The sequence below is a fragment of the Mycolicibacterium aromaticivorans JS19b1 = JCM 16368 genome (assembly GCF_000559085.1).
Taxonomy (GTDB): domain Bacteria; phylum Actinomycetota; class Actinomycetes; order Mycobacteriales; family Mycobacteriaceae; genus Mycobacterium; species Mycobacterium aromaticivorans.
Map to the genome: position 1 here is coordinate 947,447 of NZ_JALN02000001.1, position 15,562 is coordinate 963,008.

Sequence of the window (15,562 nt, forward strand, 5' to 3'; positions counted from 1 at the left end):
ACCCCGCTCAGCGGCGTTCGAAATGCTGGTAATCGATCGGGTTGTGCCAATTGCCGCCCCAGACCCAGCCGCGATCGGAGAAAGCGCGTACCGCCGGGTCGTCGGCGTGCAACATGCCCGGGTCGGCGCGGTGACGGTCGAGATATCCCCCCGCGGTTGCCGGTTCGAGATCACCGCTTCGATCGAGGTATGGATTGAACAGTGGGTTGAGGTCGATTGCGCGGCCGTAGGCATGCAGCGACCAGGTGGTGCTGCCGGGCAGCGGCCGGCAGTTGAAGGCGGAGGTGTTGTTGTCCTCCATCGACAGTTCGTCGACGGCCCCCGGATAGTGCTGAGGTGTTTGCATCTTCGCGATCGGATATCGCTGCCGGTGAAGGTCGGCGAAGATCGCGATCACCTCGGCCACCACGTCCCGGTGCACGACGAGCGCGCCGCGATGATCCAGCCCGTCCAGGCCGACGTAGTCCAGGTCGACGCGGCGTAGCTCGTCGGGAGCCACCGGACAACCGGGATGCCAGGTGGCTCCGAGGTCCGCCGCGGTCACCTGCTGCACCACCGGCGCAGTGGTGCTGATCGTGGCGGTCGCCGACGACGGCTCAGCCGGGGGTGACCCGGGCGTCGGACTGCATTGCACGAGGACAGCGGCGGCGAGCGCCACCGACAACGCTGCCCGCGGGTCTACGGAGCGACCTCCGGCGCCGGCGTGCGACGTCGGGTAGCGCCCCAGAGACCGACGCCGATGCCCACCACCGCGCCGCCGAGTCCGATGATCTGCTGTCCGCGGGTGAGTTCACTGTGCACGCTGGTCCCGCCGAGCAGGTCGGCAGCGTCCGCTCCGCCCGAAGCCAGGAACCATCCCCGGGTATTGCGGCCGCGCAATCCTGCCGACAGCAGAAGTCCGCCGATCAGCGCGTCGCGGTAGCCCATCGACCGCAGCAGCAACCGGGCCGACGGGCCCGGGTCGTTCGGCTCACCCCACAGCTTGTTGGCGCCCAGCGGGTCTGCAAGAAAGTGCACTCCGGAGGCCAGCCGGATGCTGCCCGCGATCACCGCGGCCTTGTCGATCGACATGTCGTTCCTACAGGGTCGCGGTGAACGGGCCGAGGAGCTGACAGTCCGGCGCGACGTTCTGCCCCATCCATACGGGACAGCCCCGGCCGGTCGCGACATAAGTGAAGCCCGCCTTGTAGGGCACCGAGATCACCGCGGGATCCGAACCGTGGGCCTGCGCGCAGTGCGTGACCCCGTCGGCGCCCAGCAGACACGCGACTGCTGAATAGGGGCCGCCGCCCGGCCCGCATCCTGCGAGATCCGCGGTGGCGCTGACCCCGCCGGGGCCGACAACGGGCGGCGAGAGCGTGTACGTGCACGGCGGCAGCGGTCCGGCGGTAGCAATGGGAGCAGCCACGGCAGCACCACCGAGGGCCACTGCGAACGCTGTCAAGACCACGGACGTCGGCCGAATCATGGCCGAATCCTAGATCAACTAGGTGATTCGTCGACGTGGATTGCGCGGATCGTGAGCGGTTCCCGAAGTGCAGAGATCAACGCATCCGGGCGACCGCCCCACCCGCGCACGCCGACACCATCGGCTACCTCGACACCATCACCGCGCGGCCCGAGTAGCCCTTCCCAACGCCGACGCGGCGCTGTCCTACGGCTACGGCGTGTGCGATCAGATCAACTCCGGAGTGAGCGACGACTTCCAAGCGTCTATCCGATCAGCCAATCCGACCAGGAACTCTGCCCGCCGCCATCGGGCAACTGCGCCGGTCCGCCACCGCAGTCGGCGCGGCCACGTTCGTGGCCATGACCGGCTATTTGTAGCAGGGACCACCACCCGGCGGATTGCACGGCGCCGGGCCCAGTTCGATCCAGCTCAAGTCCATCCACGGCGGCGAGAGCCAGGTTTTCGTCGGCTCGAGGAGAAAGCGCAACGGCCCACGCTCGCAATATGTGTCACCACTCGGCGTGACGGCACAGGTCGTGCCTTCGTGGGTGATCGACGCATGTGGTGGTAGCGCGCGCTGGGCCTGGGTCGCGGGGAATCTGACCCCCATCGACCAGTCGTAGTGCACGGCCCGATCGCCGTCGACCCAGCCGATGTGCGACGTTCCCGGCGGGGCGCCGGCGATGTCGCCTTCGCACCCGAAGCTGCCCAACCCCCAGATCCCGCAGTTCTGCCCGGTCGGCGCCGTGAACCACACGCCGCCGGGAAGCGCGAAGCCGCCGGCATCGAGTTCGTCGTAGTACCGGATGTCGGGATACGGGTCGGGGCCCGGATCGGCCGGCGACGGGTCGGCCCAGGCCGGCACGGCAGTGCTCATTGCCGCCGCGGCGAGGCCGATGACGCCGGCAATGACGGTTCCGCGATGTGGGTTCCCGCGATCCACGACCATCCCCCTCATGTGATACGTGGCGTGATGCCGTAGCAGGCGGCGTTGCCGACGTCGAGAGTGTTCTGGCAAATGAGGTTGCCGCGGTAAATGATTCGCACGCTCACCCAGCGTCCGGGAGCCGATTGCGGGCGCCAGTCCGCCCGGACCTGGCTGCCGTCGGGTGGCGCTCCGCGGACGCTGCGCACCGGTACCTCGGTTCGCCACGGCAGGGCCGCACCGTCGACCGCCGCCCGGCCTGTGGAGCTTTCGAACTCGATGTTCGCCACGTGCACGTCGTCCGAGACGACCTCGTAGGTGACGACATCATCGGCGTGTGCGGTCGCAGGACTGACCCACTGCGAGAAGCCGAGCGCACCCAGCACACCGACGATTACAGCGGAGCGCGCGCTCACGGACCCACCAGGATCACAACGGTGAGGATGTAGCCCGACTCGTCGTTGATGACGCTCGTACCGAAGTCGGTGTAGGAACAGTCGGGAATCGCATTGCGCCCCTCCAACAAGACGCCTCGGACGGAATCGCCGTAATCGCGACTGGCGCCCTGCAGCGAGATCACTTTGGCGCCGGTGATTCCGAGATCCTTGGCGACGGCCGTCGGATGGGTCGCGTCGGCCGGCACATTGTCGGCCACGTGGTTGATGTAGCCGCTGGTGGACTGGTTGACGATGTCGGCGACGCGCGCGGCCCGAGGGTCGTAGCGCAGCGGGCCGCATGCTGACACCGCGCGTGCCGAGACCACCGCCTGATCCAAACCGGAGCTAGGGTCGGCGGCTGCCACCGCACCTTCGAACCCGTTGCCGATCAACAACATGAGTGCCGCCGCACCTACGCCGATCTGGCGTGACCACATGTCGTCATCCCCTATTGGCATACGTGCGACCGGTTGATCTTGCTGCCCCAGTGCTGTGCACGCGCGAAGGACGGTCCGGTGAACCACGTCGGCTGGCGAGCCGTCAAACCGTTCCCGACGTTGGACAACTGCTGCCACAGCCCGTAGAAGCTATCCCCTTGATAGATAGGGAAATACATGTCACCGGCATGGTCGTAGCTCTGTGTGAGGGCCTGAGCACGCGGAGCCAGGAAGTCCAACGCCCGGTCGATATTGGCCGTGACGATGTCGACCTGTTGAGTGACGCCGTCTGCAGCGAAGTTGCCGTTATTCCGCACGATGGTGTTGTTCAGCCTTTCGATCTGGCCCTTCAGCTCGTAGTACTGCGCGTTGAACCATTGGCACATATCCCGTTCGGCGTTGACGTCCGCGTCGGTGACGTACCTTCGGTAGTTGTCGAACGGGAATGGGAACTGCGGCTGCCAGTCGGTCGGCGTCGGCACCACGATCGGCAACGGCGTTGGCGCCTCATAGTTCTCGCTCGGATCCGCTGAAGCCGAACCGACCACTCCTGTGAGGCCGAAGCAGATGCCCGCGACGACGCCCGCGGTCAGCCGCCAGGCGGCGGCGGTAGGTCTCATCGAGCCCGTCGCTACTTGCCCACCGCTGCGTCGATGCCGCCGACGTCCGTGATCTGCCAATTGTTCTTGCTGTCGAGGGTGATGCTGTACGTGGCCGTGGACTGCAGGCCGTCCGGCGCCTGCATCGTCTTCGTCAGCACGCTCACGAACGCGTCGACCGTGTAGATGCCGCCGGCTTCGGAACGTACTTTGGCTGCCAACGGACGCGCTGTCGACTTCCACTGCAGCGGCGCGAGGATCTGTTGCATCGAGTCGGCGGCCTTGGTGAGTTTGTCCTTCAGCTCCGGCGACGTGCCGTTGACCAGTTTGACCTTCCACCCGTTGAAGTCTTGGTAGTCCATGTCAGCGGCGTTCACCGCGTAGTCGGAGGCGATCTCCTCGGCATGACTCCTCGCGGCGGCAGCCCGGTCGTTGGCGGCGAGCGTTCCGCGAACATCGAGGTAGAGCCAGCCGAGCACGCCGACGGCGATCACCAGAGCCGCCACAAGTCCCGCAAGTATCAAACCGCGCAGCGATATCGAGACGCGCCGGCCGGTCGTCGGGGCCACGTGCTCGGGCACGTCCTCTTGCGGTGGTATCGGTTCGTTGTCGTCCAACGCGCAGATATCGGCGTCGGTACGAATCTTGGTGTCGATCATGAGGGGTCTCCTTCTGGAATGCGGTTGGGGGCGAGCCGATCTAGGGATCGGGAACGGTGACGTGCAGTGTGATCGCTCCCTCCTCCGGGATTCCCGACAGAGCGTTTGACAGGATCTGTCCGGTATCGAAATTCATCAAAGCGCCGCCGATGCCGGTGAATTGCGGGGTCAATGCCTGCGCCAGCACCTTGATGTCGGGAGACCTGGTGTCCAGAAACTTCTGGATACGGGCGAGAAAATCTTGGAAGAGCCGAATGTTGGTGGGATTGTTCGAGACGACGGTTCGCATCATTCCGACGAACGTCCCCGATACCCCCCGCCCTGCCGCTCGCACCGACGGCCCCATCTCGGTCAGCGTTGGCCCCACCCATCCCGCGTTCTGCAGCAGCGCCTGAGCGTTGTCGAGGACTTCTTGTCCTCGGCCATCCATTCCCTCGGTCATGTTGCGCAGCAACAGGCTCGCTCGGGCGAGGTTCGGCAGGACCTGTTGTGGGTCGGGAAGGGCGGCGTCGGCTTCGGCAAGTGTGCGTTTGAGTTGCCCGGGATCGAGCTGGTTGAGCACCCGCACAACGCTGGTCGCCAGCTCGGCGATCGACGGCGGTACGGTGACCGCTTCCGTCGCGATGTGCTGGCCGTCCTGCAGCACCGGACCGTGATCGGCTTGGGGAAGCAGTCCGATATAGGCCTCACCGAGTGCCGAGAGGTTGTCCAGACGCACGTTCGTGTCGACCGGAATGCGATGGTCGCGATCGACGTAGAAGTCGATGGTCGCGTCGCGGATCGACGATCGAACCGCGGTGACCTTGCCGACCGGCACGCCCCGCAGCAACACGTTCGACCCGACCACGATCCCTTTCACCTCGGGGACCGACATCGACAGGTTGGTGCGGTCGTCCGGTGGGCCGATGTGTAGATCGAACGAATTGATATAGGCGCCGGAGCACACGACGATTGCCCCCAACGCGCTGAACGACATCAGATTTCGAATGGCTCTCATGGTGTTGCTCCAAGGATTCGCAGCACATCCTGGACATTGCCGACCATTTCACGGCCGTCCGGCCCCTTGATGGAGGTGATGTTTATCGCGGGGTTCTTGTCGACGGGCAGGAAGTCATTGAGGAACAGCTCCCGCCAATGTGGCGCCTCCCCTTCGACATTCCATTTGGTTTGTTGCACAGCGCCCGTCGCGTCGGCCAGGGAGTTCAGCATCGGAATCAGCCAGTACCCGCCGCTGTAGATGCTGCCGATCGATGGCAGCACCGTGCCGATATAACCGGCCGCCTGGGTGGCACGGTCGAATCCCACCATGCCGGCGGGTGAGAGCCAGTACGAGTATGTCGACAGGTGGCGGTTCATGACATCGGCCGTCCCGGACACGCCATTGAGCATCTTGTCCACGACGTCGATGTTGTTGGACAAGTCGCCGAGATCGGCGGTGACTCGGCGGACCATGCGGGCCAACTCGTCTCGCCGCGCCGGCGTCACCTTGTTGACACCGATGATCGAGTTCTGGATCCGCTGAATCGACCCGCTGCCCACGAAATTGGCGAGGTTGGCGATCGTGTCCTCCAGCTGTGGAGGCGATGTCGTGTTGGCCACCGGGATGCGTCCACCGGGAACGAGCGGCGCCGACCTTGGTGCGGGATCCGATGTGCCCGAGGGATCCTCCAGCGCGACATAGGTATCGCCGAGCACGGTGGACTGCTGCAACGTTGCGCGGGTGTCTGCGGGTATGACGACGTCATTATCGATACGGGACTCGACGTCGACGTGGTCGGTCTTGAGGTTGATACGGGTGACGACACCGACTGTCTTCCCGTCCTGCACCACCTTGGCTCGATCCGGCAGGTTGAGGACACTGCTGAACTCGAACGTCACCGGATAGCCGTCACCATCGCCGCCGCCCAGTTGCGGAAGGGAATCCACGCTCATCGACGCACACGACGTCAGCAGCATCGCGCTGATGGCGATCGCCGCCGTGGCCGGGATGCCGCGCATCAGTGGTGGCTCGCTTGCATCAGCACGTACTGGAGCAGCGACACATCCACGGCATACGGCTGTCCGTTGACGTCAGCGCAGCTGCCGGGCATCGCCGAGTTCATCGCGCCGCACAGCGCCTGCCCGTCATGGGTCGGCACCCTGAACATCGGTGGGCGATAGGCGATGTTGAAGAAGCTGAATTGATGAGCGTTGTAGTGGTTCGCCAGATTGTTGATCCACCACGGCACCGGGTCGAAAAGACCGGCGAACGCATTCGCGTGCGGACTGAGTTTGCGCAGGGTGGCACCGGCCGTGTCCAGCGTGAGCTGGGTGGTGTCACCGAGTCTGGTCTCCAGAACAGCAACGGTTTCGATCAAGGGATTGAGGGTTCCCAGTTCGTAGGGTCCACCCGCAAGCCGTGACGCGCCGTCCACCGCCTTCGCGAGATCGGGTGTCGTCGTACGCGCATCCAATAGCGCTTGTTTGAGCGGGCCTGACATCTCCTTGACTGCCGTGGTCAGCTCACTGAGGTTCTCCACTATCGACCCGATATCGCTGATCGACTGGTCCGGGCTGTCGAGCAATGCTGAGGTCGTGGTCAGCAGACGCCCAGCGGCCGCACCGTTGTTGTGGGTCAGCCGGTCCAGGCCCTGCACAGTGTCTTTGATGTTGGTTGATCCGTCGGGGTTGATCGCGGCGAGAAAGGTGTTCGCGGACCCGATCACCTCGGACACTGTCTTCGGCGAGACCGAGCGCTCGAGCGGGACGCAGCCGCCAGGTGTCAGCTGGGGTCCGCCGGAGTAGTTCCCCACCAACTCCAGAGAGCGATCGGCCAGAATCGACGGCGACCGGATCACAGCCTTCACGTCGGCGGGCAATTGCCGTCGCTCGGTCACCGAGAACACAACACGGACATTGGTGTTGCCGGCCGAGATCGCCGTCACCGTGCCGATGGGGTATCCCATCTGGGTGACCGGGTTTCCGACGTAGAGTCCGATGGTGTCGGGCATGATCGCGCAGTACGACACGGCGGACTCCCGAGACGCCGGCGAGCAGGACGACCCGACTGTGATCATCATCGCCGCAACAACTGTCGCGAGAGCCGTACGCGCCAATCTGGGCGCCCTGATCGCCGACATCAGCAGAGACTCGTCGGCATCGGGATGCACAGGTCGGTGGCAAGCAGCTCCGGTCGCGCGTTCTGCGCGTCCAGCACTCGCTCGATCTTCTCTCGGACCCGGCGCAATCTGGGAATGATCCTGCTGTTGTTGTCGGCCCATCGGCGGAAGCTGTCCTGCCACTCGCGTACTTTCTCGATGAACTCGTCACGATGGTTGACCCAAAAGCGGCCGAAAGGCACCAGCACGGCGTCTGAGATGTCGCCCATACCACTGAGCGCGGCACCGAATCCCTTGCCGTACAGGACGAGGGTCTGCTCGAGAATGGAGATCTTGGACACCAGTTCCTGCAGCTTGCCTCGATAGCCACTTAGTGTCTGGATGTACTCATCGGACAGGTTGAGGATCGAGGAGATCTGCCCCCGCTGACGCTCCATCGTGCTGGTCAGCGAATTGCCAGCGTCGATGACCGCGGACAGGGTCTCGACATTCGTACCCGTGAGTCCGCGCTGGATCTGGTCCAGCGAGTCGTGGATCGGTTGCGGGTCGACATGATCGGTCACCTTGGTCGCGTCGGTCAGTGCACGCATCAGGCTGTAGGGCATCGTCACGCGCTCCTGTGGAATTGCCCTGTCCGCCAGCGGTTTGTCACCAAGCGAGATGAGGTCTACGTAGTAGCCGCCGACAATTGTGAGCATGCGAACCTGGATCTGGGAGCGGTCCCCCACAAAGGCCTCTTTCTCCACCGTCGCCCTGACCTTGATTTGAGCGGGTTCCAGCGAGAGGTCCTTGACTTTTCCGACCGGTATGCCGGCGATCCGCACCGAGTCACCGGGCCGTACCGATGCCGCATCGTCCGTGTAGAACACCACCATCTTCTCGCCGGGCGGGCTGATGTAGAGCAGTGCCGCCGTCAACCCCAGGACCAGAAGCAGAGCGAGCGTCGTCACGCCCCAGAACATGGAACTCCGAAGTAGCTTCAGCGGTTGCACAGAATCACCCGCTGACCGTTCAACAGCACGTCCAGGCTCTGCGGAAGTTGCGCAGGCCCTTTCGAACATGGCACCGGCGTACCGGGCGGTGGCGGCGGTTCGACGTTGTCCCACAGAACGGGAATGCGTTTGAACGCATCACTGTAATCGTCGAAAACCGTTATGGCACGGTCGAATCCCTTATCGATGTCGGCGTGACCCGGACTGAATCCCGCGTTCTGCAGCAGGCGCACGGCCGCGGCGGTGAATCCCGGACCATACAGCTCCGACTTGCGGAATTCGTCGAGTACCGAGATCGCGGCATCGATCGGCCTGTTCAACCATTCCAGTACCTGTACGAAATCCCGCGAATGGCCGCCGAATACATCCGCGATCGAGGTGAGGTTGGCTATCAGGGTAGCAACAACCTGCTGCCGATTGGACACGAACTCGGTCAGCGTGCGGATGCTGTCGAGCATCGGCGCAAGGCCACTCCCGTCACCGGAGAGGAAGGAAGCCACGTTGGACGTGAAGGTGTCGATCTGATCGGGGCTCAATGTGGCGAGCGCGGGCTGCAGTCCGTTGAAGAGGGTCGTGATGTCGAACGACGGCTGCGTCATCGCGAGCGGAATGCGGGTGACCACGTTCTGGGCGTGCGGGTCCAGTGAAGGGTTGGTGACGTCGATGTAGCGCAATCCGGTCAGCGCCTGGTACTTCACAGCGAGACGCGTCTGGGGCACCACGAGATAGTGGTTGTCCAGGCTCAGGTCGACCACCGCGATGCTCTGACCGGCGTCGCGCTCCAGTGCGATCGACTTCACCTTCCCGACCCGCACACCCCTGACGCGTATGTCGGAGTCGACGTGCAGTCCGGAGACGTCGGTGAAACATGCTGTGTACGAATGCGTTTCAGCGGCGACGGGCTGGCGTAGAACGTTGACGATCAGGACGAACACCACCCCGGCCAGGGCGGCGCTCAGAGCAAACCGCCACAGTGCGCTTATCGGCTTCATCACGGGCCACCCATCGCGTCGATCGGGGCTTGTACGCCCGGCAGGTTGTCGAGCACGATGTGCACTTGCAGCGCCCGCTGTTCCGGCGTTCCGCCGTAGAGTTTTTCGAACCGGGTGCGAAGTTCCACCAGGGTTTCGGCCACTCCCGTGGGGGCGACCAAAGCGGGGACCGGATCTGCCATGGTATTGACCAACCCCACCGCCGGAAGCAGCTCACGGGGATGGGAGGACAACAGCTTGCCGATCGCACCGAAGAACGAATTCGCCACCACGTCAAGGGTTGCCACCGACCTGGTGCGCCAGAACTCCTCGGACTGGGGCTGTCCGGGTCGCACATCGATCCCCTGCCCCGGAAGGGCTGACTCGTTGGAGACGTTGAACGTCACGAAGCCCGAGCCCTGATTGATGTCATATCCGGCGGCGGTGGCATTGTCGACGAATGACGGCAGCGCCACCGTAACACCCGTCGCGTTCCGAAGGAGTTGCTCGGTGCTGACCTTTTGCACGGTCGTAATGGCGTTCGCGGTCGTGACCAGAGTTTCGATGAGCGGGTTGAGTCCGTCGGTGTAGCGTGTCGCCCGGTCGACGACGCTGATGAGTTGCGGAGTGACGACACCGCCCGTGATCTCACCGAGCCGTGACAACAACGCCTGCAGTGTGAAATTCCCCTTCGGCACGGTGGTGATGTGGGTGCCATTGCGTAGTGGTCCGCCGCCGTCGCCCGCGATGAGATTGATACTGGTGACGCCGAAGTAGTTGGCCGGACGGAAGTCCATGCCCAAGGAGTCGGTCAATCCTGTTGTGGGACCTGACTGGAGGTCGGCGTCCAGCCGGACGTCGCCATTCGGCAGGCTCGAGACAGCGGTGACACTGCCGATCTTGACGCCGTGCATCATCACCGGTGTGCCGGCCGAAACGCCCTGGCCCACATAAGGCAGATCCAATTTGACCGAGATGTCGTTGGTTGGACGTGCGCCGAAGGGGCTGGCAATCACCACCGCAAGCACCACCGCGACGGAGGTCGTCAACGCGACGCCGATCAGGATCAGCCTGCGCCTCTCGGCCTCGGCCGTCATGCGGAATAACACTGCGGCTCCTTAGCCTTTGAAGACGAACTGTGGTCGCAGGCCCCAGAGCAGGATGGTCGTCGCGAGATCCAGCACCATGATGATGACGAGGCTGGCACGGATCGCCCGGCCGGACGCCTCCCCGACTCCGACGGGTCCCCCCGACGCGAAGTATCCGTAATAGCAATGGATGAGCGTCACCGCCGTGCAGTAGACGACTGCTTTCAACAGCGAGTACGCAATGTCGGACGGGGTGAGAAACTGCACGAAATAGTGGTTGTAGGTTCCTCCGGGTTGGCCGTAAAGCACCCGAATCACCGTGTCGGAAGTGATGAAGCTGACCACAAGCGTCAGCAGGAATCCCGGTACGACACAGACCAGTCCACCGATGACTCGGGTGCCGACGACAAAGGGAATCGACCTCAATCCCATTGCTTCCGCGGCGTCGATCTCATCGGCGATCCGCATGGAGCCGATCTCGGCTGTCATGCGGCACCCCGCCTGGGACGCAAAGGCGACCCCGGCCACCAGCGGCGCCATCTCGCGCACGTTGCCCCATCCGCCGATGACGCCGGCCAACGGACCCAGACCGATCAGGTTCAGCGTGGCGAAGGCTTCGATGGCGACGATGGCGCCGACGGTCACACCGAGGATGGCCAGCACACTGATCACGCCACCGTCGACAACCACCGATCCACGGCCCCAGGCCAGGTTGTTGACGACCTGAAGGGTCTCGCGCCGGTAGCGGCGCACCGTGATCGGGAGCAGCCAGATGGTCTGCGCAATGAAGGCCGCCCACTGCCCTGTGGTTCGGAATGTCTCCGCCAGAGCGGAGACAGGTCGATGCACGATCCGCGAGACGTTCGTTGCCGCCGAGGGCGCCGTCGATGAGGCCACTACGCGACCGCCATCGGGAAGAACATCGTCTGTATCTGAGTGATCGCCAGATTGACGACGACGATGAGGAGCACATTGAGCACCACCGATGCGTTGACGGCGTCAGCAACGCCGCGTGGACCACCTCGTGCTTCCATCCCTCGCTGGGACGAGATCACCGCGACGATCGTGGCGAAGGCAAAGCCTTTGCCGAGGGTGAACCAGACATCGATCATCTTGGCGAATGATCCGAACGACAGCCAGAAGCTCCCGGGTGTGACGTCATTGACCAGAGTGGCGATCAGAAACGCAGCTCCGACGCCCATCGCAATGACGATGACAACCAGAATGGGTGTGATCAACAGAAGCGCCAGGAAGCGAGGTACCACCAACCGTCGCACCGGATCGATGCCCAGGGTCCGCAGCGCATCGAGTTCCTCGCGTATCGCCCGCGCACCGAAATCGGATGCGATCGCCGAGGCGGCAGCGCCACCCATCAGCAGTCCCGCGGTGACCGGAGCGCCCTGCCTGAGCACCGCAACACCTGTCGCCGACCCGACGAGCGAATTGGCTCCCACCTCGTTGACCAGCCCGGACAGCTGCACCGCCACCATCGCGCCGAACGGTATAGCCATGAGTACGGCGGGCAGCGCAGTCACTTTCAGCAACGACCACGCCTGGATGATCAGTTCGCCGAACGGCAGACGCAACGAGAGCGTGTCGGTCACCGAATAGCGGATGACTTTGGCTCCCAGGATGACGCAGCGTCCCGTTGTCCCCGCACTGCGCACGGGGATGGCGGTGAGCTTCGAGACCAGCCTGCGGCCGGCCGCTCGCGCAGCCGCAAACCCCCCACGCCGTCGACTCGGCTCGGCGGGAGGCGGCGGTGCCGTGTCAGCCCGTTGCCGGGGAGGGTGATTCAGAACAGTCACAAACTCACCGATCGGGTAGGCAACGGCGGCGAGACTTGCGCTCCGCCGATGGCCGGCCATCGGATGCGGTGCGTCCCTCGGTCGCTAGGGCGTTCAGTGTGGTGCTCATACCGCGCATCAGTTTATGACTTCTAATTAAAATTAAATTCCGTTCGTAAAAAATTTTTGGCACGCCGACATGGCGGGACGGGATCCCGGTCTCGGTCCACAATCGGCTGATCACCGCAGTTCTCCCGCCATCACCTTGATCAATTCGTCTGCCGAACGCGCCCGTCCCTCACGCTGTTTTAGCGTCAGCCAACACGCTCCCGCCATTCAGGCAGGCGTTCGTTCTCGGATTCGAGGGTCCCCATCGTATGGCGTAGGTCATAGTGCGTCAACCATCGTGAGCCGCACAACGGAGCCGACAGCAATCGTTTCGAGATGAGAGCAGGGTTTGCCGGCGCACTTTCGGACCGGCCGGATCACGTTGCGACCTATCATGTTGCGATGACCAGGCGGACCCCTCCCCCGCGGCGTGCCGTCGAACCTGCGACCGACGACGGCGGCACACTCTCGAAATCCGCATTGACCCGGGCCCGGATCATGGATGCCGCCGCACATGTGCTGTCCACCAAGGGATATGCGGGCCTGCGACTCACCGACGTCGCCGCAAGTGCCGAACTGCAGGCGCCGGCGATCTACTACTACTACCCTTCTCGCGACGACCTCATCGAAGAAGTGATGTGGGCCGGCATCGCCGATATGCGTGAGCACGTCGGCGCAGCGCTGGACGCACTGCCCGACGGAACACCGCCACTGGATTGTCTGCTCACGGCAGTGGAGGCCCACCTGCGCCACGAACTGGAGATCTCCGACTACACCACCGCCGCCGTGCGCAACGCGGGACAGGTTCCGCTCGCCATCCGCAAACGGCAGATCCGCGAGGAGGAACGCTACGGCGAGATGTGGCGCAGAATCCTCAACGAACTCGCACGAGAACGCAGCCTGCCCAGCGAATTCGACCCCTACGTCGTGCAGATGCTGATACTCGGCGCGCTGAACTGGGCGGTGGAGTGGTGGGATCCCCGACGCGGCTCCGTCGATGCGGTCGTCGCGAACGCCCAGTACCTCATCCGATCCGGCCTTTCCGGCAGATCCGTGCGATAAGTTGCGGCACGACACCCGCGACGACATATCCCGCGCGACCCGACCCATATCATTGAACGATGGCTAGAAAACCGACCGCCTCCGCGTCTGCCACCTCTGAGGTCGAGTCGAAGTCTGCGCGCACCCGGCAACGCATCCTCGACGCGGCCGCCCACGTACTGAGCGTGAAAGGGTTCGCGGGGACCCGACTGTCGGACGTCGCGGAATTCGCGCAGCTGCAGGCACCCGCGATCTACTACTACTTCTCGTCGCGTGAGGACCTCATCGAGGAGGTGATGTTCTGCGGCATCAGCGACATGCGAAGCCACTTGCAGGAAGCCCTCGACGCCCTCCCGGATGGCACCTCGCCGCTGGACCGCATCATGACCGCCGTCGAGGCTCACCTTCGCCATGAGTTGGAGTTGTCCGATTACGCGACCGCGTCGATCCGTAACTCCGGCCAGATTCCCGAGCATCTTCGAAGCCGGGAGCGAAAGGAGAGCGCGGCATACGGCCGCATCTGGCAGCGCCTGTTCGACGACGCAGCCGCGGACGGTGAGATGCGGGCCGACCTCGATCCGCGAATCGTCCAGGGTCTGGTTCTCGGCGCGCTGAACTGGGCGGCGGAATGGTGGGATCCGCGGCGAGGCTCCCTCGACAGCATCGTCGCCAACGCTCAAGGCTTGGTCCGCAGCGGCATCACACCGGTTGCCGCAGCCTCGGCTCGGCGCAAGCGCGCGCCTCGCGCATCCACGTAACAAAGACCTTCGGCCACCTGCCGGTCCTCGTATTTTCGATTCTATGTTAAATTAATCGAGTGACCGAGGCATACATCATCGACGCTGTCCGCACCCCTGTAGGCAAGCGCAAGGGCGGACTCGCCGGCGTGCACCCAGCCGACATGGCAGCACATGTGATCAAGACACTCGTGGGGCGCCACGACATCGATCCGGCGGCCATCGACGACGTCATCCTCGGCTGCCTGGACAACATCGGCTCCCAGGCCGGCGACATCGCCCGCACCGCCGCACTGGCCGCGGGCCTGCCCGAGTCGGTACCCGGCGTGACGATCGACCGTCAGTGCGGATCTGCCCAGCAGGCAGTGCATTTCGCGGCGCAGGGCGTGATGAGCGGGACAGCCGATCTCATCCTCGCCGGCGGCGTGCAGAAGATGAGCCAGTATCCGATCCTCAGCGCCTTCGGCGCGGGTGAGCCGTTCGGATCGGTGGATCCGTGGTCCGGCTGCCAGGGTTGGCTGGACCGCTATGGCGACCAGGAGATCTCCCAGTTCCGCGGAGCGGAGATGATCGCAAGCCAGTGGAAGCTGTCGCGCGAGGACAACGAACGGTTCGCCTACACCAGTCATCAGCGCGCGCTCGCCGCGATCGCCGACGGCCGCTTCGAGCGGGAGATCACCCCCATCGCCGGCATCAGCGTCGATGAAGGCCCCCGCGCCGACACCTCGCTGGAGAAGATGGCCGGCCTGCCGACGCTGGTCGAAGGAGGGGTGCTCACGGCCGCTGTGGCCAGCCAGATCTCCGATGGCGCAGCCGGACTGCTGATCGCCTCCCAGGCGGCCGTCGACCGGTTCGATTTGACTCCCCGTGCCCGGATTCACCACATGTCAGTGCGCGGCGCCGACCCGGTCATGATGCTCACCGCTCCCATCCCCGCGACGCAGCATGCCTTGAAGCGCACCGGAATGTCGATCGCCGACATCGACGCCGTCGAAATCAACGAGGCCTTCGCTCCGGTTGTGTTGGCGTGGCTGGCGGAGATCGACGCGGACCCGGAGACCGTCAACCCGAACGGCGGTGCCATTGCGCTGGGCCATCCGATCGGATGTACCGGAGCACGGCTGATGACGTCCCTGTTGCACGAGCTGGAGCGCACCGGCGGCCGTTACGGTCTGCAGACGATGTGCGAAGGCGGCGGACAGGCCAACGTCACGATCATCGAACGGCTCTGAG

Annotated in this window: 20 protein-coding genes; 4 read left to right on the plus strand and 16 right to left on the minus strand. The window is 64.2% G+C overall.

Features of this window, described 5'->3' with window-relative positions; translation table 11 throughout:
• Positions 1-7 precede the first annotated feature (7 nt).
• The 3 genes from Y900_RS04550 to Y900_RS04560 are packed head-to-tail and all read right to left on the minus strand — an operon-like array spanning position 8 to position 1,408.
• Positions 8-658, minus strand: coding sequence for a M15 family metallopeptidase (locus tag Y900_RS04550; RefSeq protein ID WP_237752499.1), 651 nt, complete (start codon positions 656-658; stop codon positions 8-10).
• Between the two features lie 20 nt (positions 659-678).
• Positions 679-1,071, minus strand: coding sequence for a DUF4267 domain-containing protein (locus tag Y900_RS04555; protein ID WP_036339526.1), 393 nt, complete (start codon positions 1,069-1,071; stop codon positions 679-681).
• 7 nt (positions 1,072-1,078) lie between these two features.
• Positions 1,079-1,408 carry a hypothetical protein gene (locus Y900_RS04560; RefSeq protein WP_131536086.1) on the minus strand — a complete coding sequence of 110 codons (330 nt, stop codon included), beginning with the start codon at positions 1,406-1,408 and terminating at the stop codon, positions 1,079-1,081.
• Positions 1,409-1,503: 95 nt separating this feature from the next.
• Here Y900_RS04560 and Y900_RS33425 point away from each other — a divergent pair, with 95 nt between their 5' ends.
• Entirely contained in the window at positions 1,504-1,626 is a 123-nt protein-coding gene (locus Y900_RS33425) for a hypothetical protein (RefSeq protein ID WP_272945536.1), read from the plus strand.
• 191 nt (positions 1,627-1,817) lie between these two features.
• On the opposite strand, the gene Y900_RS04565 is transcribed toward Y900_RS33425, so the two are convergent.
• From Y900_RS04565 to Y900_RS04625, 13 genes are all read right to left on the minus strand, one after another.
• Complete coding sequence (locus tag Y900_RS04565) at positions 1,818-2,327, minus strand: hypothetical protein (protein ID WP_051660309.1); 510 nt, start codon at positions 2,325-2,327, stop codon at positions 1,818-1,820.
• A 77-nt stretch (positions 2,328-2,404) separates the two neighbouring features.
• Complete coding sequence (locus Y900_RS04570) at positions 2,405-2,791, minus strand: hypothetical protein (protein WP_237752500.1); 387 nt, start codon at positions 2,789-2,791, stop codon at positions 2,405-2,407.
• Positions 2,788-3,249, minus strand: a complete 462-nt coding sequence (locus Y900_RS04575; protein ID WP_237752501.1) for a hypothetical protein — start codon at positions 3,247-3,249, stop codon at positions 2,788-2,790. Before Y900_RS04575 ends, Y900_RS04570 begins: the two co-directional genes overlap by 4 nt.
• 11 nt (positions 3,250-3,260) lie before the next feature.
• Positions 3,261-3,869 carry a hypothetical protein gene (locus tag Y900_RS04580; RefSeq protein WP_237752502.1) on the minus strand — a complete coding sequence of 203 codons (609 nt, stop codon included), beginning with the start codon at positions 3,867-3,869 and terminating at the stop codon, positions 3,261-3,263.
• Between the two features lie 11 nt (positions 3,870-3,880).
• On the minus strand, positions 3,881-4,507 hold the full coding sequence (locus Y900_RS32690; protein ID WP_192827474.1) for a hypothetical protein: 627 nt from the start codon (positions 4,505-4,507) through the stop codon (positions 3,881-3,883).
• Between the two features lie 40 nt (positions 4,508-4,547).
• Complete coding sequence (locus tag Y900_RS04590; protein ID WP_036339531.1) at positions 4,548-5,504, minus strand: MlaD family protein; 957 nt, start codon at positions 5,502-5,504, stop codon at positions 4,548-4,550.
• Entirely contained in the window at positions 5,501-6,505 is a 1,005-nt protein-coding gene (locus Y900_RS04595; RefSeq protein WP_237752503.1) for an MlaD family protein, read from the minus strand. Before Y900_RS04595 ends, Y900_RS04590 begins: the two co-directional genes overlap by 4 nt.
• Positions 6,505-7,656, minus strand: coding sequence for an MlaD family protein (locus Y900_RS04600; RefSeq protein WP_420329738.1), 1,152 nt, complete (start codon positions 7,654-7,656; stop codon positions 6,505-6,507). Before Y900_RS04600 ends, Y900_RS04595 begins: the two co-directional genes overlap by 1 nt.
• The gene (locus Y900_RS04605; protein ID WP_036345824.1) at positions 7,626-8,588 is read right to left on the minus strand and encodes an MlaD family protein; all 963 of its coding nucleotides are present in this window, start codon (positions 8,586-8,588) and stop codon (positions 7,626-7,628) included. Before Y900_RS04605 ends, Y900_RS04600 begins: the two co-directional genes overlap by 31 nt.
• Positions 8,585-9,592, minus strand: a complete 1,008-nt coding sequence (locus Y900_RS04610) for an MlaD family protein (RefSeq protein ID WP_036339533.1) — start codon at positions 9,590-9,592, stop codon at positions 8,585-8,587. Before Y900_RS04610 ends, Y900_RS04605 begins: the two co-directional genes overlap by 4 nt.
• Complete coding sequence (locus Y900_RS04615; protein WP_036339536.1) at positions 9,589-10,665, minus strand: MlaD family protein; 1,077 nt, start codon at positions 10,663-10,665, stop codon at positions 9,589-9,591. The genes Y900_RS04610 and Y900_RS04615 overlap by 4 nt, the downstream gene beginning before the upstream one ends.
• Before the next feature lie 21 nt (positions 10,666-10,686).
• On the minus strand, positions 10,687-11,505 hold the full coding sequence (locus tag Y900_RS04620; RefSeq protein ID WP_036339539.1) for an ABC transporter permease: 819 nt from the start codon (positions 11,503-11,505) through the stop codon (positions 10,687-10,689).
• Between the two features lie 47 nt (positions 11,506-11,552).
• Positions 11,553-12,476 (minus strand): MlaE family ABC transporter permease, encoded by a 924-nt coding sequence (locus tag Y900_RS04625; RefSeq protein ID WP_420329797.1) that lies wholly within the window; start codon positions 12,474-12,476, stop codon positions 11,553-11,555.
• Positions 12,477-12,953: 477 nt separating this feature from the next.
• Here Y900_RS04625 and Y900_RS04630 point away from each other — a divergent pair, with 477 nt between their 5' ends.
• The 3 genes from Y900_RS04630 to Y900_RS04640 are packed head-to-tail and all read left to right on the plus strand — an operon-like array spanning position 12,954 to position 15,561.
• Positions 12,954-13,613, plus strand: coding sequence for a TetR/AcrR family transcriptional regulator (locus Y900_RS04630; protein WP_051659882.1), 660 nt, complete (start codon positions 12,954-12,956; stop codon positions 13,611-13,613).
• A gap of 59 nt (positions 13,614-13,672) precedes the next feature.
• The gene (locus tag Y900_RS04635; RefSeq protein WP_081844984.1) at positions 13,673-14,350 is read left to right on the plus strand and encodes a TetR/AcrR family transcriptional regulator; all 678 of its coding nucleotides are present in this window, start codon (positions 13,673-13,675) and stop codon (positions 14,348-14,350) included.
• Between the two features lie 59 nt (positions 14,351-14,409).
• Positions 14,410-15,561 (plus strand): acetyl-CoA C-acetyltransferase, encoded by a 1,152-nt coding sequence (locus Y900_RS04640; RefSeq protein ID WP_036339541.1) that lies wholly within the window; start codon positions 14,410-14,412, stop codon positions 15,559-15,561.
• The last annotated feature ends 1 nt before the right edge of the window (position 15,562 follow it).